This is a genomic window from Streptomyces litchfieldiae, assembly GCF_031845365.1.
Classification (GTDB): domain Bacteria; phylum Actinomycetota; class Actinomycetes; order Streptomycetales; family Streptomycetaceae; genus Streptomyces; species Streptomyces litchfieldiae.
The window spans coordinates 56,328-73,228 of record NZ_JAVREL010000005.1 but is presented as its reverse complement, the minus strand read 5'-3'; the positions used below and the strand labels follow the sequence as shown (position 1 = coordinate 73,228).

The 16,901-nt window shown below is 72.7% G+C and carries 16 protein-coding genes and 1 tRNA gene; 9 read left to right on the top strand and 8 right to left on the bottom strand.

Annotated elements, in window-relative coordinates; translation table 11 throughout:
- Positions 1–48 precede the first annotated feature (48 nt).
- The 3 genes from RM590_RS10945 to RM590_RS10935 are packed head-to-tail and all read left to right on the top strand — an operon-like array spanning position 49 to position 4,145.
- The gene (locus RM590_RS10945) at positions 49–894 is read left to right on the top strand and encodes a carbohydrate ABC transporter permease (RefSeq protein ID WP_311704571.1); all 846 of its coding nucleotides are present in this window, start codon (positions 49–51) and stop codon (positions 892–894) included.
- A complete protein-coding gene (locus RM590_RS10940) occupies positions 891–1,763 on the top strand; it encodes a carbohydrate ABC transporter permease (RefSeq protein ID WP_311704268.1) in 873 nt (290 codons plus the stop codon). The genes RM590_RS10945 and RM590_RS10940 overlap by 4 nt, the downstream gene beginning before the upstream one ends.
- A 39-nt stretch (positions 1,764–1,802) precedes the next feature.
- Positions 1,803–4,145, top strand: a complete 2,343-nt coding sequence (locus tag RM590_RS10935) for a glycoside hydrolase family 3 N-terminal domain-containing protein (RefSeq protein ID WP_311704267.1) — start codon at positions 1,803–1,805, stop codon at positions 4,143–4,145.
- Between the two features lie 91 nt (positions 4,146–4,236).
- On the opposite strand, the gene RM590_RS10930 is transcribed toward RM590_RS10935, so the two are convergent.
- The 7 genes from RM590_RS10930 to galU form a co-directional block, all read right to left on the bottom strand.
- Positions 4,237–4,310 (bottom strand) — tRNA-Ala (locus tag RM590_RS10930).
- A 68-nt stretch (positions 4,311–4,378) separates the two neighbouring features.
- Positions 4,379–5,248, bottom strand: coding sequence for a divisome protein SepX/GlpR (gene sepX, locus RM590_RS10925; protein WP_311704266.1), 870 nt, complete (start codon positions 5,246–5,248; stop codon positions 4,379–4,381).
- 117 nt (positions 5,249–5,365) lie between these two features.
- Positions 5,366–5,965, bottom strand: coding sequence for a GNAT family N-acetyltransferase (locus tag RM590_RS10920; RefSeq protein WP_311704570.1), 600 nt, complete (start codon positions 5,963–5,965; stop codon positions 5,366–5,368).
- 17 nt (positions 5,966–5,982) lie between these two features.
- Positions 5,983–6,468, bottom strand: coding sequence for a MogA/MoaB family molybdenum cofactor biosynthesis protein (locus RM590_RS10915; protein ID WP_311704265.1), 486 nt, complete (start codon positions 6,466–6,468; stop codon positions 5,983–5,985).
- On the bottom strand, positions 6,465–6,944 hold the full coding sequence (gene moaC, locus RM590_RS10910; RefSeq protein WP_311704264.1) for a cyclic pyranopterin monophosphate synthase MoaC: 480 nt from the start codon (positions 6,942–6,944) through the stop codon (positions 6,465–6,467). Before moaC ends, RM590_RS10915 begins: the two co-directional genes overlap by 4 nt.
- A 22-nt stretch (positions 6,945–6,966) precedes the next feature.
- Positions 6,967–8,229, bottom strand: coding sequence for a molybdotransferase-like divisome protein Glp (gene glp, locus RM590_RS10905; protein WP_311704263.1), 1,263 nt, complete (start codon positions 8,227–8,229; stop codon positions 6,967–6,969).
- On the bottom strand, positions 8,222–9,133 hold the full coding sequence (gene galU / locus RM590_RS10900) for a UTP--glucose-1-phosphate uridylyltransferase GalU (protein WP_311704262.1): 912 nt from the start codon (positions 9,131–9,133) through the stop codon (positions 8,222–8,224). Before galU ends, glp begins: the two co-directional genes overlap by 8 nt.
- Before the next feature lie 159 nt (positions 9,134–9,292).
- Between galU and RM590_RS10895 the strand changes: the two genes are divergently transcribed.
- The gene (locus tag RM590_RS10895; RefSeq protein ID WP_394813858.1) at positions 9,293–9,856 is read left to right on the top strand and encodes a 5-formyltetrahydrofolate cyclo-ligase; all 564 of its coding nucleotides are present in this window, start codon (positions 9,293–9,295) and stop codon (positions 9,854–9,856) included.
- Here the strand turns inward: RM590_RS10895 and RM590_RS10890 are convergent.
- Positions 9,825–12,524, bottom strand: a complete 2,700-nt coding sequence (locus RM590_RS10890; protein ID WP_311704260.1) for a penicillin acylase family protein — start codon at positions 12,522–12,524, stop codon at positions 9,825–9,827. The two genes, RM590_RS10895 and RM590_RS10890, sit on opposite strands and share 32 nt — an antisense overlap.
- A gap of 133 nt (positions 12,525–12,657) precedes the next feature.
- Here RM590_RS10890 and RM590_RS10885 point away from each other — a divergent pair, with 133 nt between their 5' ends.
- The 5 genes from RM590_RS10885 to mscL all read left to right on the top strand — a co-directional run bounded on the left by RM590_RS10885 (position 12,658) and on the right by mscL (position 16,845).
- Entirely contained in the window at positions 12,658–14,226 is a 1,569-nt protein-coding gene (locus RM590_RS10885) for a potassium/proton antiporter (RefSeq protein WP_311704259.1), read from the top strand.
- 82 nt (positions 14,227–14,308) lie between these two features.
- Positions 14,309–14,641, top strand: coding sequence for an FmdB family zinc ribbon protein (locus tag RM590_RS10880; RefSeq protein WP_311704258.1), 333 nt, complete (start codon positions 14,309–14,311; stop codon positions 14,639–14,641).
- Positions 14,638–15,480: an S-methyl-5'-thioadenosine phosphorylase gene (locus RM590_RS10875; RefSeq protein WP_311704257.1), complete on the top strand. Its 843-nt coding sequence runs from the start codon at positions 14,638–14,640 to the stop codon at positions 15,478–15,480. Before RM590_RS10880 ends, RM590_RS10875 begins: the two co-directional genes overlap by 4 nt.
- 222 nt (positions 15,481–15,702) lie before the next feature.
- Complete coding sequence (locus tag RM590_RS10870) at positions 15,703–16,194, top strand: RcpC/CpaB family pilus assembly protein (RefSeq protein WP_311704256.1); 492 nt, start codon at positions 15,703–15,705, stop codon at positions 16,192–16,194.
- A gap of 108 nt (positions 16,195–16,302) precedes the next feature.
- The gene (gene mscL / locus RM590_RS10865; RefSeq protein WP_394813857.1) at positions 16,303–16,845 is read left to right on the top strand and encodes a large conductance mechanosensitive channel protein MscL; all 543 of its coding nucleotides are present in this window, start codon (positions 16,303–16,305) and stop codon (positions 16,843–16,845) included.
- The last annotated feature ends 56 nt before the right edge of the window (positions 16,846–16,901 follow it).

The following is a 16,901-nucleotide window of genomic DNA, read 5'->3' as shown; positions in this document are numbered from 1 at the left end:
AGGCGCACGAGGAGCGCGGAGGGCGCCGCCGTCGGCCCCACACCGTGGATGGCGGCGCCCGCCCTGCTCCTCTTCGGCCTCTTCGCCGTGCTGCCACTGCTCGGCGTCGTGGTGCTGTCGTTCATGTCCTGGGACGGCCTGAACGACCCCACCTGGACCGGGCTGGACAACTGGCGCGAGGCGATCGACGACCCCGTCACCCGCGAGGCGGTCTGGCTCACCGTGAAGCTCACCGCGCTCTCCTTCCTCTTCCAGGCGCCGATCTCCCTGCTCCTCGGCGTCTTCACGGCCGGCCGGCAGCGGTACCGTGCGCTGCTGTCCATCCTGTACTTCCTGCCGCTCCTGTTCAGCTCCGCCGGCATCGCCATCTCCTTCCAGGCCCTGGCCGACCCGAATTTCGGCGCGGGCACGGCACTCGGCATCGACGCGCTGGCGAGGGACTGGCTGGGCGATCCCGACCTCGCCCTCTACGTCGTGGTCTTCGTGATCGGCTGGTCGTTCATCCCGTTCCACGCGCTGATCTACCAGGCGGGCGTCCGCCAGATCCCGGCCGAGCTGTACGAGGCGGCGCGGATCGACGGCGCGGGCGCGTGGACGCAGTTCTGGCGGATCACGCTGCCGCAGCTCAAGTACACGATGGTGACCTCCTCCACGCTGATGATCGTCGGCTCGCTGACCTATTTCGACCTCATCTTCGTGCTGACGGGCGGCGGGCCGGGCGACGCCACCCGCGTGCTACCGCTGGACATGTACCTGACGGGCTTCCGCTCGTACGAGATGGGCAGAGCCAGCGTCATCGCCCTCGTCCTGGCCGCCGTCGGCCTCGCCGTCGCCCTCGGCCTCAACCGCTTCACCGGCGCCAGCCGCATGGAAAGCCAACGGGAGGGCGTATGAACCGGGTCAGCCGCGCCCGTGGGGTTGGCCGGGTCGGCAAGCCGAACCGGCCGAACGGGCGCTACAACGTCCTCGGCGCGCTCGGCGGCTGGCTGTGGCTGGCGGTCATCATCCTCCCCATCTACTACATCGTCGTCACCAGCCTCCGCCCCCGCGAGGACTACTTCACGGAGAACCCGCTCTCCCTCCCCTCCCGCCCCACCCTCGACGCCTACCAGCGCGTCCTGGAAGCCGACTACGCCCACTACTTGCTCAACAGCGTCCTCGTCACCACCGCAGCGGTCGCCGTCACCCTCGCCGTCTCGCTGATGGCGGCGTACGTCGTCGTCCGCAGCCGCACCCGGTTCGCCGTCAACCTCTTCCGCGCGATCCTGCTCGGCATCGCCATCCCCCTCCAGGCGGCGATCATCCCCGTCTACTACCTCATCGTCGAGCTCCAGCTCTACGACACCCTCGTGGCGATCGCCCTGCCGTCGATAGCCTTCGCCATCCCCCTCACCGTCCTCATCCTGGTGAACTTCCTCCGCGACGTGCCGCGCGAGCTGTTCGAGTCGATGCGGATGGACGGCGCGGGGGAGTGGCGCACGCTGTGGAGCCTGGCGTTGCCGCTGACCCGCCCCGCCCTGGTGACGGTCGGCGTGTACAACGCGCTCCAGGTGTGGAACGGCTTCCTCTTCCCCCTCGTCCTCACCCAGTCCCAGGACAACCGTGTCCTGCCGCTGTCCTTGTGGGCCTTCGAGGGAGAGTTCTCCGCCGACGTCCCCGCCCTGCTGGCCTCGGTCGTGCTGTCGGTCCTGCCGATGCTCGCCGCGTACGCCGTCGCCCGCCGCCACCTGGTCTCCGGCCTCACCGCCGGCTTCAGCAAGTGACCTCTCCTCTCCCGTCGCCTTCGAAGGAGCACCCCTCCCATGCCCGAGCCCGCCCTGTGGCGCGATCCCCTCCTCCCCACCCACGAGCGGGTCGAGGCCCTCCTCGCCGCCATGACCCGAGAGGAGAAGCTCGCCCAGCTCGGCAGCCACTGGTGGTCCTCGACCGACACCACCGCCGGGCCCGGAAGGGGCGAGATCGCGCCGCTGGAGCACGCCTTCACCGCCGGCCGTCGCACCTTCGAGGAGGCCACCGCCCACGGCCTCGGCCACCTCACGCGCGTCTTCGGCAGCGAGCCGGTCACCCCGGCCGCCGGGGTCGCCCGGCTGCGCGCCCGCCAGCGGCACCTCACCTTCGCCACCCGCCTCGGCATCCCCGCCATCGTCCACGAGGAGTGCCTCACCGGCTTCACCACCCTTGGCGCCACGGTCTACCCCGCCCCCCTCGCCTGGGCCGCGACCTTCTCACCCGATCTGGTCCAGGCCATGGCCGAGGCCATCGGCCGCGACATGCGCGCCGTCGGCGTTCACCAGGGCCTCTCGCCGGTGCTCGATGTCGTCCGGGACTACCGCTGGGGCCGGGTCGAGGAGACCATGGGCGAGGACCCGTACCTCGTCGCCACGCTCGGCACCGCCTACGTGCGCGGGCTGCAGTCCAGCGGGATCATCGCCACCCTCAAGCACTTCGCCGGCTACTCCGCGGCCCGCGCCGGCCGCAACCACGCGCCCGTGCCCATCGGGCCGCGCGAGTTCGCCGACGTCATCCTGCCGCCGTTCGAGATGGCGATCCGCGAGGGCGGCGCGGGCTCCGTGATGAACTCCTACTCCGACATCGACGGCCGTCCCGCCGCCGCCCACGCCCAGCTCCTCACCACCACCCTCCGCGAGGAATGGGGCTTCACCGGCACGGTCGTCTCGGACTACTGGGCCATCGCCTTCCTCGACATGACGCACCGCGTCAGCCCCGACCGCGCGAGCTCGGGCGCCCTCGCCCTCCACGCCGGCATCGACATCGAACTCCCCGCCACCGACGCCTACGCCCGCCTGCGTGACGCCGACGTCTCCGACGCGCTGATCGAGCGCGCCGCCCGCCGCGTCCTCACCCAGAAGACCCAACTCGGCCTCCTCGACCCCGACTGGCGACCCATCCCTGAGCCCGGCATCGATCGCGGCCCCGATCCCGAACCCGATCTCGACTCCCCGGCCAACCGCGCCCTCGCCCGCCGGATCGCGGAGAAGTCCGTGATCCTCCTCGCCAACCCCCACGACACGCTTCCTCTCACGGCTCCCCCCGCCCACGTCGCCCTGCTCGGCCCCTGCGCCGACGACCCCCGCACCTTCCTCGGCTGCTACTCCTTCCCCAACCACGTGCTGTCCCGCTACGAGGAGCACGGCACCGGCATCCGCGTCGACTCCCTCAGGACGGCGCTGCACTCCGAACTCCCGGACACCCGGATCGAGTACGCCCCGGGCGTCCCCGTCCGCGACCCCGACACCTCCGGCATCCCGGCCGCGGTGGAAGCCGCCCGCGCCGCCGACCTCTGTGTCCTCTGCGTCGGCGACCTGGCGAGCCTCTTCGGCCGCGGCACCTCGGGCGAGGGCTGCGACGCCCCGGATCTCTCCCTTCCCGGCGCCCAGGCGCAGCTCGTCGAGGCCGTCCTCGCGACCGGCACCCCGACCGTCCTCGTCGCCGTCTCCGGCCGCCCCTACGCCCTCGGGCCGTACGCCGACCGCTGCACCGCCGTCGTGCAGGCGTTCCTCCCCGGCGAGGAGGGCGGCCCGGCCATCGCCAGCGTGCTCTCGGGCCGCGTCAACCCGAGCGGCCACCTGCCGGTCGGCATCCCTCGCGACCCCGGCGGCCAGCCCGGCACCTACCTTGCCCCACCCCTGGGCCGCTTCAGCGAGGGCATATCCAGCCTGGACCCCACCCCCCTCTACCCTCTTGGCCATGGCGGCTCGTACACCACGTTCGCCTTCGAGGACCTGGCCCTCTCCGCCGCTTCCATCCCCGCCGACGGCACCCTCACCGCCACCCTCCTCGTCCGCAACACCGGTTCACGCGAGGGCGAGGACGTCGTCCAGCTCTACCTGTCCGACGAGGTCGCGCAAGTCACCCGCCCCGTCCGCGAACTCGTCGGCTACGCCCGCGTCCGCCTCGCCCCCGGCGAAAGCTGCCACGTCACCTTCCACCTCCACGCCGACCGCACCTCGTTCACCGGCCTCGACCACCACCGCATCGTCGAACCCGGCACCTTCACCCTCGCCGTCGGCCACTCCGCCGAGGACCTCCCCCTCACCACCCGCTTCGAGATCACCGGCACTGGCCCACGCGTCATCGAGGGCGCCCGTGTGATGACCACCCCCGCGGAGGTCCGTCGCGCCTGAACCCCGGAAACGCCGAGATCCCGCCCGATCGGAATGATCGGACGGGATCCCGTTTGTCCGTTCCACCTGGTCTCGTGAACGGCCCTGCCGGTGGACCTGAGGGGATTTGAACCCCTGACCCCCTCGTTGCGAACGAGATGCGCTACCAGGCTGCGCTACAGGCCCTTGCGACTCGGAAACTGTAGCACCCGAGAGGCTGCGGGCCGAAATCTGTTCCCCGGGGCTTAAGGGGGTTACTCGCCCGCCGCCCTGCGGTGGTCCTCGTCCGCGTACTGGTCGAAGAGCGGGGTCCGCTGCGGGCCCTTCGGCTGCTCCTTGCGGGGGGCCGGGGGCGTGCCCGCCGTCGTGGAGCGGGCCGCGCTCCAGGTGTCGGGGGACTCCAGGTCCACGCCGCGTGTGGTGCGGGGGGCCACGGGGGCGTTCACGTAGGTGGGCAGCGGGACAGGGGCGGGGTCCCAGCTTTCCTGGTCGTCCTCGTGGGGGCGGGGGCGGCGGCGCTGCTGGTCGACCCACTCGGCGTGGTCCGTCTGCTCCACGACGGCCTGGGCGGGCTTCTCCGGAACGGCCTCCGCGCTCTTCTGCGTGCGCTCCCGCAGGCGGCGGGCCGCCTCCTCCGCGCGACGGCGGTCCAGGGCGACGGCGTAGCGGCGGCGCTCCCGCCGGCGGACGTGCCCGACGTAGGCGAGGAGCAGCACGGCCGGCAGCGCGGGCAGCCACAGGAAGCCGGGGCCGGCGGTGAGGGCGAAGATGCCGCCGAGCGTGAAGGCGAGGAGAAGCGCCATCGTGGTGCGGCGGCGCCGTGCCAGGACCTTGGCACGGGGGTTCGGGGTGGCGGCCGGCTTGGGCGTGGTGACGGGCTCGGCGAAGTCCCGGACATCGGCGGAGACGTCCGGGGCCGCCGCCTCGGGCTCGGCCGGCTCCTCGTCGTCGGCCGCCGGGGCCGCCGACGCGCGTTTGCCGCGCGTCAGCAGCCGGATGGCGGTGCTGAAGCGCTCCGTCGGGCGGGCCTCGTTGAGCTCGTCCTGTCTGCGGAGCCACATCGGCACGAGATAGGCGGCCCAGGCCCCGACGATCATTGCGAAGATGAGGCCACTGCTGCTCACGCTCACACCGTAGAGGGGTTCCGTTGAGTCCATCTGCCAAATTGCGCGGTGTGTCGCACGATCAAGACGTCTCCCCAGGTATTTCTTCGTATTGTTACCAAGATTCGAACAGGTATTTCATTTCTGAGGGGCGCGGTGCCGGTGCCAGCGGGGCAGCAGTCCCTGCGGCACTTCCTCCGCCGTCAGGGCGAAGACCAGGTGGTCACGCCAGGCGCCGTCGATATGCAGATAGCGCGGGCGCACGCCTTCCTCACGGAATCCCAGTTTTTCCACCACACGCCGGCTCGGCCCGTTCTCCGGGCGAATGCAGATCTCCACGCGGTGCAGGCCGAGGGTGCGGAAACAGTGGTCCGTGGCCAGCGCCACGGCCGTCGGCATAACGCCCTGGCCCGCCACCGCGCGGTCGATCCAGTAGCCGATGTGGGCCGAGCACATCGACCCCCAGGTGATGCCCGCCACCGTGAGCTGGCCGGCGAGCCGGCCCCGGTGGACGACGACGAACGGCAGCATCCGGCCCGCCTGCGCCTCGCCGCGCAGGTGCCGGACCATCTGCCGGAACGTGGGCCGCCGCGGCGGGAGGTGGCCCGGAGGGGGCGGTGGGATGGTGGCCTCCCAGGGGCGCAGCCAGTCGCGGTTGCGCTGGTTGACCTCGCGCCACGCGCGGTGGTCGCGTTGCCGGATGGGCCGCAGGGTGACGTCGCCGTCCGCCAGCTCCACGGACCACGGATGCGCGTTCACGGCCGGTGATCGCCGCCGTGAAGCTGGTCCACGGCGTGGCGCAGGAGCGGCCGGAGCACGGTCAGGCCGTCCTTGACCCCGCCGGTGGAACCGGGGAGGTTGACGATGAGGGTGCGGCCCGCGACGCCGGCCACGCCGCGCGAGAGCGCGGCCGTGGGCACCTTGACCAGGCCGGCGGCGCGGATGGCCTCCGGGATGCCGGGCACCTCGTAGTCCAGTACGCGGCGCGTCATCTCGGGCGTGCGGTCGGTGGGGGAGATGCCGGTGCCGCCGGTGGTCAGCACGGCGTCGTAGCCCGCCGCGACGGCCTCGCGCAGTGCCGCCTCGACCGGTTCGCCGTCCGGCACGACGCGGGGGCCGTCGGCCTCGAAGCCGAGCTCGTCCAGGGCGGCCACCAGCAGCGGGCCGGTGGTGTCGGCGTAGACGCCGGCGGCGGCGCGGTTGGAGGCGGTGATGGCCAGCGCCCGGTAGGCGGCGGTCATCCGGCCCGGCTCCAGTCCCCGGAGGCGCCGCCGGTCTTCTCCTCGACGCGGACGTCGGTGATGACGGCGGCCTTGTCCACGGCCTTGACCATGTCGACCACGGTCAGCGCGGCGACGCCGACGGCCGTCAGCGCCTCCATCTCCACGCCGGTGCGGCCGGTGGTGCGGACCGTGGCCGTGATCTCCACGGCGTCGTCGGTGACCGCGAGGTCCACCGTGACGCCGGAGAGCGGCAGCGGGTGGCAGAGGGGGACCAGGTCCGGGGTGCGTTTGGCGCCCATGATCCCGGCGATCCGAGCGGTGGCCAGCGCGTCCCCCTTGGGCATGCCCTCGCCGCGCAGCAACTCCACGACGCGGGGGGCGACGAGCACCCGGCCGGTGGCCCTGGCGGTGCGCGTGGTGACGTCCTTGCCCGACACATCGACCATTCGGGCGGCCCCGGTGGCGTCGAGATGCGTGAGGTGCGGGGTGCTCATGAGGAGCTACGGTACCCCTCGCTCAGCCCAGCAGCACCACCGTCAGCTCGGCCCCGGCGGCGGCCTCGGTGACCGTTTCGGGGATCTCGATCAACGCGTCGGCGCGGGCGAGCGCGGCGACCAGGTGGGAGCTCGGGCCGCCGACGGGGCGGACGGTGCGGTCGGCCGGGGAGTACGAACCGCGCAGGTACTGGCGTTTCCCGGCGGGGGAGGCGAGCGGGGCGTCGGTCACCAGGCGGGCGGTGGTGCGCGGCCGGTGCAGCGCGTCCTCGCCGTGGCCGGCCAGCGCGCGCAGCGCGGGGCGGACGAACAGCTCGAACGAGACGTAGGCGCTCACCGGGTTCCCGGGGAGGGCGAACAGCGGCGTGCGCGCCGGGCCGAGCAGGCCGAAGCCCTGGGGCTTGCCCGGCTGCATGGCCAGCCTGCGGAACTCGGCCCGGCCGGCGAGGGCTTCCTTCACGACGTCGTAGGCGCCGACGCTGACGCCGCCGCTGGTGACGACGAGGTCAGCGCGGACGAGCTGGTCCTCCAGCGTGGCCCGCAGCGTGGCGGCGTCGTCGGCGACGGCCGCGACGCGGTAGGCGACGGCCCCGGCGTCGCGGGCGGCGGCGGTGAGCATGTACCCGTTGGCGTCGTGGATCTGGCCGGGCTCGAGCCGCTCGCCGGGGGCGGCCAGCTCGCTGCCGGTGGACAGCACGACGACGCGCGGGCGGGGACGCACCGGGGCGGTGGCGCGGCCGATCGCGGCGAGCAGGCCGAGCTGCGGCGGGCCGAGGATCGTTCCGGCGGGCACCGCGACGGAGCCGGCCGCCGCGTCGCTGCCGCGCGCGCGGATGTGCGCGCCGGCGCGCGCGGGGCGGTGGACGCGGACCTCCGGGCCGTGGTCGCGGCCGGTCATGGCGTCGGCGGGGCCGGCGCCGGTGCCGCCGTCGGTCCACTCGACGGGCACGACGGCCTGGGCGCCGGGGGGCAGCGGGGCGCCGGTCATGATGCGCGCGGCCTCGCCGGGGCCGACGACGGGCAGCTCGCCGCTGCCGGCGGCGATGTCGCCGACGACGGTGAGCACGGCGGGGAAACGTTCCGACGCGGACTCCACGTCGGCGGTGCGCACCGCGTAGCCGTCCATCGAGCTGTTGTCGAACGGGGGCAGCGGGGCGGGCACGATGACGTCCTCGACCAGGACGCAGCCGGCGGCGTCCAGGAGCGGGAGCTCGATGGGGTCGAGCGGGCGGACGGCGCGCAGCACGTCGTCCCGGTGCTCGTCCACCGACCAGACGTCAGTCAAGGTGCGGCATCTCCTCGCTGACGTAACTCCGCAGCCAGGACCGGAACTCCGGGCCGAGGTCGGGGCGTTCGCAGGCGAGGCGGACGATGGAGCGCAGGTAGTCGCCGCGGTCGCCGGTGTCGTAGCGGCGGCCCTTGAAGACGACGCCGTAGACCGGGCCGCCGACCGACGAGTCGCCGGCCATCGTCTGGAGGGCGTCGGTGAGCTGGATCTCGCCGCCGCGCCCGGGCGGGGTCTTGCCCAGCACCTCGAACACGCCCGGGTCCAGGACGTAGCGGCCGATGATCGCCAGGTTGCTCGGGGCGTCGGCAGGGTCGGGCTTCTCGACCAGGCCGGTGACGCGCATGACGCCGTCGGCCACGGGCTCCACGGAGGCCGCGCCGTAGAGGTGGATCTGCTCGGGGTCGACCTCCATCAGGGCGACGATGCTGCCGCCGTGCTCGGCCTGGGCGTCGATCATCCTGGTGAGCAGGGGGTCGCGGGGGTCGATGAGGTCGTCGCCGAGGAGTACGGCGAACGGCTGGTCGCCCACGTGCGGCTCGGCGCACTGGACGGCGTGGCCCAGGCCCTTGGGGTCACCCTGGCGGACGTAGTGGATGGTGGCGAGGGCGGTGGACTGCTGGACGCGGGACAGGCGCTCGGAGTCGCCCTTGCGGCGCAGGGCGTCCTCCAGCTCGTAGTTGCGGTCGAAGTGGTCCTCGACCGGGCGCTTGTTCCGGCCGGTGATCATGAGCACGTCGGTGAGCCCGGCGGCTGTCGCCTCCTCGACCACATACTGGATCGCGGGTTGGTCGACGACCGGCAGCATCTCCTTGGGAGTGGCCTTGGTGGCGGGCAGGAACCGTGTGCCGAGCCCGGCGACGGGAATCACAGCCTTGCTGATCCGGGGGCGTGGTGACGTCATGTCGGTCACTTTATCCATCCGGGCTGCGGCCACCGAGTACTGGCGATGTGAGTCGTGTTATGGGAGAGATGGGCACGAAAGGAGTGAACGGCGAGCGTGGATGACTTGGCGACACTTAAGCGGGAAGTCAGGCGCGACTTGCTCGCGGTGCGGGCCGCGATGGCGGACGACGAGGTGGCGCAGGCCGCCGAGGCGCTGGCGGAACGGGCGCTGGAGCTGCCGGAACTGGCCGGGGCCGACACGGTCGCCGCGTATGTCTCGGTCGGCCGGGAGCCGGGCACGCTGCGGCTGCTGAACGTCCTGCGCGAGCGGGGCGTGCGGGTGCTGCTGCCGGTCCTGCTGGACGACGACGACCTGGACTGGGCCGCGTACGAGGGCGCCGGGCGGCTGGTGGAGTCCGAGCGCGGCGGCCGGACCCGGCTGCTGGAGCCGAACGGCCGCCGGCTGGGGGCCGCGGTGGTGGCCGAGGCCGCCGTGGTGCTGCTGCCCGGGCTGGCCGTGGACCGGCGCGGGACGCGGATGGGCCGCGGCGGCGGCAGTTACGACCGGGTGCTGGCCCGGCTGGCCGCCGCCCGCGCCGAGCCCGCGCTGGTGGCGCTGGTGTACGGGCACGAGGTGGTCGACGAGCTGCCGGCCGAGCCGCACGACCGGCCGGTGCACGCCGCGGTCACGCCCGAGGGCGTGCACCGGTTCACGAGCTCCCGGGAGCGCCCGCCGGAGTGAGGGTCAGGGTGTTCTCCGCCCGCTCCTCGACGGCCGCGCGGGTGTGGACCCATGGCAGGTACTCGCCGTTCGCCCACAGGTCGGTCTGGTCCGTGTAGTTGGCGTGGTAGGCGTGGCCCGAGGCGCCCGACAGGTTGATCCACTGGGACTCGTCGAAGTTGTCCAGGCTGACGATCATGCGCATCGACGGGACCCAGGTGATGTCGTAACCGCCGGCCGCGTTCCAGCCGGTGGCGTCCACCGCGTCGGTGCCGCCCGCCAGGTTCCACGGGCCGCGGTTGAGCAGCCACTGCACGGGACCGGGGCCCTCGGTGCCCAGCGTCTGGTTGTTGAGCATCAGCCGGTGCAGGCGGCCCCAGCTCCAGGTGTCGATGTCCTTGCCGAGTTCGGCGGTCAGCTCCCAGCGGGCGTCGCGCAGGGCGCGGGCCAGCAGCTCGTCGCGGTTGTCGGCGGCGGGCTGGGCGTCGGTGGCCGGCGCGCGCCACCACTCGTTGTCCGGGTCCTCCAGGATGCCGCGCACGACCTCGAACCACCGGTCGCCGCCGTCCGGCTGGGCGGTCTCGGGGGAACGTTCGCCGCACTCGGTGATCAGCCGGGCCTCGCCGTCCGGGTTCTCCAGGGGCTGGGACTCGTCGGCCGGGGGCACGCGCAGGCACTGGCCCTCGACGCGGACCTCCTTGGGCAGCTTGTTGCCGAACGTGAGCTGGAGCAGGTTGCGCCAGACGGCGTTGTAGTAGGCGGCGGCGGCCGAGTCGGCGTCCTGGGTGTAGTCCCAGCCCTCCAGCAGCTCCTGCGCCTCGCGGACGTAGGGGTCGTCGATGTCGATGCGCAGCAGGTACGGCACGAGGATCTTGGCCATCTCGTTGCTGTTGTCCAACTGGATGGACTGCATGTCGCCCATCGAGATCTTGCCGCCGTCCTCGATCGTGGCCCGGATGAGGTCCTCGATGCGCTGGCTGCGGGTGCCGTAGCTCCAGTCGTCGGTCAGCGTGTAGTCGTAGGAGTCCTCGTCGATGACGGCCTGGTTGGCGGTGACGATGTAGCCGCGGTCCGGGTTGAGCTCCCAGGGCAGCGCGTCCTGCGGGACGTAGCCGTCCCAGTCGTAGGCGGAGTCCCAGCCGGGGCTGGGGTAGCGGCCGTCGCCCTGGTTGCGGACGGGGATGAGGCCGGGGGCCTGGTAGCCGATGTTGCCCTCGGTGTCGGCGTAGATCAGGTTCTGCGAGGGGACGGCGAAGTCCTGGGCGGCGGCGCGGAACTGGTCCCAGTCGGTGGCCGCGTTCAGCGAGAAGAGGGCGTCCATCGTGCGGGACGGCTCCAGGGCGGTCCAGCTCAGCGAGACGGCGTAGCCCTCGCCGCGGTCGGGGGCGGAGGAGTCGACCGGGGCGCTGTCGCCGACGTCGGCGTACTCCTCCTCGCGGTCGGAGATGATCGGGCCGTTCTCCGTGCGGCGGACGGTGATCTCGCGGGGCTCGCCGCCGGCCACATTGATCGTCTCGGTCCGCGTCTCGTACGGGACTTGCTCACCGTCGCGCAGATAGTTGCCGTCGTCGAGCTTTTCCAGGCGCAGATCGGTCACGTCCGCGCCGAGGTTGGTCAGGCCCCAGGAGATGTGCTCGTTGTGACCGATTATGACGCCGGGCATGCCGGCGAACGTGAACCCCGAGACCGCGAACGGACATTCCGGCGTGACCTCGTTGCAGTGCAGGCCCATCTGGTACCAGACGCCGGGCAGCGAGGGCGACAGGTGCGGGTCGTTGGCCAGCAGCGGCTTGCCGGTGGTCGTGTAATCCCCGTGCACCACCCAGGAGTTGGAGCCGATGCCGCTGCCGTTCGTGCCGAGCAGGGCGGGGATGGAGTCCAGCGTCTCGGCGACCTGGGCCAGTTGGGTCGAGGCGCCCTCCAGGGCGTCGTCCGCGCCGTCGGGCAGGGTCTGCCCGGGGGGCGACTCGCTGCCGCCGGGCTGCTGCACGATGGGGTTGTTGCGGTCGTAGGGGTAGGGCGGGTAGAGCTCCTCGATCTCCTCCGGGCTCAGCCGCGCGGCCAGGAGGGAACGGTCGATCTCCTCCTGCATGTTGCCCCGCAGGTCCCAGGCCATCGCCTTCAGCCAGGCGACGGAGTCCACCGGGGTCCACTCCGCCGGCTCGTAGTCGTTGACGAAGCCGAGGGCGGCGTATTCGACGGAGATCTCCTCGCCGCTGTGCTCCGCCAAGTAGGCGTTGACGCCGTCCGCGTACGCCTGGAGATAGGCCCGGGTCTCGTCGGAGAGCAGGTTGTCGAACTCCTCCTGCGCCACGTCGTGCCAGCCGAGGGTGCGCAGGAAGGCGTCGGTCTCCACCTGGTCCTCGCCGAACATCTCCGACAGCCGGCCCGACGTCATGTGGCGGCGCACGTCCATCTCCCAGAAGCGGTCCTGGGCGTGGACGTAGCCCTGGGCGCGGAAGAGGTCACCGGCGGAGTCGGCGTAGAGCTGCGGGATGCCGTTGCCGTCGCGCATGACGGTGACGGGAGCGGACAGGCCGTCGATCGCGATCTCCCCCGAGACCTGCGGGAAGGACGCCCGCACGGTACTGACGCTCCAGTAAGCGCCGTAGCCGAGTCCGGCCACGAGCAGCAGAACGAGAGCGATCACGATCAGACGACCGCGTCGCCTGGGCTTCTTGGCGGGCATCTCTGTCCTTCACAGGGCAGCTGAGCGGTAGGAGGCAACCATAGACATACGGCCACTGAGGTGAGCCTACGGGGAGTCACACGGCCGGGCCGCGCTGTTCATAGGATGGTAAATTCGGCGCAAAGGCAGCGAATTGCCGTGGCTGTACCGTGCAGCCGTTCCCGCAGAGAGGACCGCGCCCCTGACTGTCGACCGCCTCAACGAGCTGCTGCTCGCCGGTGCCCTGGTTCTGCTCGTGGCGGTCGCCGCGGTCCGGCTGATCTCTCGCAGCGGGCTGCCCTCCCTGCTCCTCTATCTCGCCATCGGCATGGCGCTCGGCCGGGACGGCCTGGGCATCGAGTTCGACGACGCGGAGCTGACCCAGGTCCTCGGCTACGCCGCGCTCGTCGTGATCCTCGCCGAGGGCGGCCTCGGCACGCGGTGGCGGGACATCCGGCCGGCGATCCCGGCCGCCGCGGTGCTGGCCACCGTGGGCGTCGGCATCAGCGTGGGCGTGACGGCGACGGCGGCGCACTACCTGGTGGGGCTCGCCTGGGAACCGGCGCTGGTGATGGGCGCGGTGGTGTCCTCCACGGACGCGGCCGCGGTCTTCTCGGTGCTGCGCCGGGTGCCGCTGCCGCGCCGGCTCACCGGCGTGCTGGAGGCGGAGTCCGGCTTCAACGACGCGCCCGTGGTGATCCTCGTGGTGGCCTTCTCCGGCACCGACCACCTGGGCGGGCACTGGTATGTGCTGCTCGGCGAGATGGCGATCGAGCTGGCCATCGGGCTGGTGGTGGGGCTCGTCGTCGGCCGCCTCGGGGAGCTGGGGCTGCGGCAGGTGGCGCTGCCCGCCTCCGGGCTCTACCCCATCGCCGTCCTGGCGCTGGCCGTGCTCGCCTACGCCGGGGGCGCGCTGCTGCACGGCAGCGGGTTCCTCGCGGTGTACGTGGCCGCCGTGATCCTGGGCAACGCGCGGCTGCCGCACCGGCCGGCCACCCGCGGCTTCGCGGACGCGGTGGCGTGGGTGGCGCAGATCGGGATGTTCGTGCTGCTCGGGCTGCTGGTCGATCCCGGTTCGCTGGGGAACGACGTCGGCCCGGCGCTGCTGGTCGGCGGCGTGCTCACGCTGGTGGCCCGGCCGCTGTCGGTGCTGGTGTGCATGCTGCCGTTCCGCAGGCCGTGGCAGGAGCAGGCGCTGCTGTCGTGGGCGGGGCTGCGCGGCGCCGTGCCCATCGTGCTGGCGATCATCCCGGTGGTGGGCGGGGTCGAGGACAGCGACCGGATCTTCAGCGTCGTCTTCGTGCTGGTGGTGATCTTCACCCTGGCGCAGGGGCCGACGCTGCCCTGGCTGGCCCGGCGGCTGCGGCTGGCCGACGGCGAGCAGGCCGTGGACGTCGAGATCGAGTCGGCGCCGCTGGAGCGGCTCGGCGGCCATCTGCTGGCCGTGACGATCCCGGGCGCCTCGCGCATGCACGGCGTGGAGGTCCGCGAGCTGCGGCTGCCCGCCCAGGCGGCCGTCACGCTGGTGGTCCGCGACGGCAACAGCTTCGTGCCGCAGCCGGACACCGTCCTGCGGCACGGCGACGAGCTGCTGGTGGTGGCCACCGACGCGGTGCGGGACGCGGTGGAACGGCGGCTGATCGCCGTCGGGCGCGGCGGCAAGCTGGCCGGCTGGCTGGGGGGCGGGGGCGGCAGCACGGGGCTGCGGCGGGCGTGGGAGTGAGGGGCAGTGGACTTCGGGGCACGGAATGTTGCACGATGGACCGTCGTTAGCACTCCATGACCATGAGTGCCAGGAGGATGACGTGCCGACGTACCAGTATCAGTGCACCGAGTGCCACGAAGGTCTCGAAGTGGTGCAGAAGTTCAGCGATGACGCCCTGACTGAGTGCCCCGCGTGCCAGGGCCGGCTGAAGAAGGTGTTCTCGGCGGTCGGCATCGTGTTCAAGGGCTCCGGCTTCTACCGCAACGACAGCCGGAACAGCTCCTCTTCCAGCAGCCCCGCCTCGTCCGCGAAGACGTCCGCGTCCTCGGGTGACAAGTCCGGCGGGAGCGAGAAGAAGGGCGACTCGTCGTCCGCCTCGTCCTCGTCGTCCACCTCGTCGTCCTCGTCCAGCGCCGCGGCCTCGGCCGCATGAGCGCGGGGTCGGACTCCGGGGCCGACATAGGGGTGATCGGGGGATCCGGGTTCTACTCGTTCCTGGACGATGTGGCCGAATTCACGGTCGACACCCCCTATGGCCCGCCGAGCGACTCGCTGTTCCTCGGCGAGGTGGCCGGCCGGCGGGTCGCGTTCCTGCCCCGGCACGGCCGGGGCCATCACCTGCCCCCGCACCGCATCAACTACCGCGCCAACCTCTGGGCGCTGCGCTCGCTCGGCGTGCGGCAGGTCCTGGGGCCGTGCGCGGTGGGCGGGCTGCGTCCCGAGTACGGCCCTGGCGCGCTGCTGGTGCCCGACCAGCTCGTGGACCGCACCAAGGGCAGGACCCAGACGTACTTCGACGGCGTGCCGCGGGGGGACGGCCAGCAGCCGAACGTCGTGCACGTCTCGTTCGCCGACCCGTACTGCCCGGAGGGGCGCGCGGCGGCGCTCGCGACCGCGCGTGAGCGCGGCTGGGACGCGGTCGACGGCGGCACGATGTGCGTGATCGAGGGGCCGCGGTTCTCCACCCGGGCCGAGTCGCGCTGGCACGCCGCGCAGGGCTGGTCGGTGGTCGGGATGACCGGGCACCCGGAGGCGATCCTCGCCCGCGAGCTGGAGCTCTGCTACACCTCCCTGGCGCTGGTCACGGACCTGGACGCGGGGGCGGAGATCGGCGAGGGCGTCTCGCACACCGAGGTGCTGGAGGTCTTCGCGGAGAACGTCGGGCGGCTGCGTGACGTGCTGTTCGACGTGGTCGGGCGGCTGCCCAAGGACCGCGAGTGCCTGTGCGCCACCGCGCTGAACGGCCAGGATCCGGGGATCGCGCTGCCGTAGCTTTCCGGTTTCGCTCGGCTCGTCGGCCGGGCTTGTCCGCGTGGTTGCTGTCACCGTGGCGGGTGACGGAGTTTTCCACAATGGCCGGGTTGTCCACAGGGCCCAGCGGGATTCGGCGCGAGCGGGCACGGTGGTCCCATGAATCGCGTCGTCACTCCTCGTGTTCCCGGGGCGGCCTCGTCGGCCGCGCCTCTCTCTTCGTCCCCGTCCGCTCGGCCGACCGTGCCCGGCTTCGCGCCGGTACGCCCGCGCGGCGGGCGGCACCGGCTGCGGCGGGCGCTGCGGCGGCGGCGCCGGGTGCTGGCCGCCGCTCTCGCCGTCGTGGCCGCCGCCGTCCTCGTGCCCCGTGGTGAGCCCGACGATCCGGTGGCCGCGGCGCCGGCGGCCCGGGAGGGCCCGGCGGCCGGCCGGGCGGATCCCGCGGAGCGGGTGCTCGCCCCGGTCCGGATCGCCGACGCCGCCGCGGTGCGGCTGCTGCGGCCCGGGGACCGGGTGGACGTGCTGGCCGCCCGCGCCGCCCCGGAGGGCGAGGCCGCCGGGCCGGCGTCGGTCGTGGCGCGGCGGGCCCGGGTCGCCGAGGTGCCGGACGGCAAGCGGGCCGAGCCGGGGGACGGCACCGGGGGCGCTCTGCTGGTCCTCTCCGTGTCCCCGGCGACCGCCGCCGAATTGGCCGGAGCCGCCGCGACGGCCGAGCTGGCGGTGGCCCGATGGTGACGGTCGTCACGCCGTTCCCCGGAAGGTGGTCGCCGGATTGGACAGCTCCTCGGCTCCTGTTGCAGCGTGAGCGGCTCAGGCAGTGCGGAGTCGGTGAGAGGCGGAGCGGTGGCGGAGGAGCGGAAGGGCGTCGTGGCGGGGGTCAAGGAGACGCTGGGGGGATTCCGGGAGTTCCTCATGCGGGGGAACGTGGTGGAGCTGGCCGTCGCCGTCGTGGTCGGCACCGCGTTCACCAACATCGTGAACTCCGTGGTGGAGGGCATTATCAACCCGGTGGTGGGCGCCTTCGGCACCCAGGACCTGGACGCCTACGAGTCCTGCCTGCGCGGCCCCTGCTCGGTGAACGAGGCGGGCCAGGTCGTGGACGGCATCCCGATCCGCTGGGGCTCGGTGCTCAGCGCCTCGCTGACCTTCCTGATCACGGCCGCCGTCGTCTACTTCCTGATGATTCTGCCGATCACCCGGTACATGGCCCGCCGGGAGGCGAAGGCCCCGGCGCAGCCGCCCACGATGACCGAGCTCGATCTGCTCGCCGAGATCCGGGACGAGCTGATCGCGCAGCGCACCGGCGGGAACGGCGCCGTGGCGGTGGGTGCCCAGCGCTCCGGCCCGCCGGAGACCTCCCTGGACAGGCCCGCCGACGGTGCCTGATCCGCCCGCCGCTGCGGCGGCGGGCCAAGAGGTGGTGGGCTCGGAGCTGGTGGTCC

Excerpts from the sequence above, each read along its gene's own strand:
- RM590_RS10945 (WP_311704571.1), top strand. The coding sequence starts at position 49 with ATGGCGGCGCCCGCCCTGCTCCTCTTCGGCCTCTTCGCCGTGCTGCCA.
- RM590_RS10940 (WP_311704268.1), top strand. The coding sequence starts at position 891 with ATGAACCGGGTCAGCCGCGCCCGTGGGGTTGGCCGGGTCGGCAAGCCG.
- RM590_RS10935 (WP_311704267.1), top strand. The coding sequence starts at position 1,803 with ATGCCCGAGCCCGCCCTGTGGCGCGATCCCCTCCTCCCCACCCACGAG.
- RM590_RS10915 (WP_311704265.1), bottom strand. The coding sequence starts at position 6,468 with ATGACCGCCGCCTACCGGGCGCTGGCCATCACCGCCTCCAACCGCGCC.
- moaC (WP_311704264.1), bottom strand. The coding sequence starts at position 6,944 with ATGAGCACCCCGCACCTCACGCATCTCGACGCCACCGGGGCCGCCCGA.
- galU (WP_311704262.1), bottom strand. The coding sequence starts at position 9,133 with ATGACGTCACCACGCCCCCGGATCAGCAAGGCTGTGATTCCCGTCGCC.
- RM590_RS10895 (WP_394813858.1), top strand. The coding sequence starts at position 9,293 with ATGGCGGACGACGAGGTGGCGCAGGCCGCCGAGGCGCTGGCGGAACGG.
- RM590_RS10890 (WP_311704260.1), bottom strand. The coding sequence starts at position 12,524 with ATGCCCGCCAAGAAGCCCAGGCGACGCGGTCGTCTGATCGTGATCGCT.
- RM590_RS10875 (WP_311704257.1), top strand. The coding sequence starts at position 14,638 with ATGAGCGCGGGGTCGGACTCCGGGGCCGACATAGGGGTGATCGGGGGA.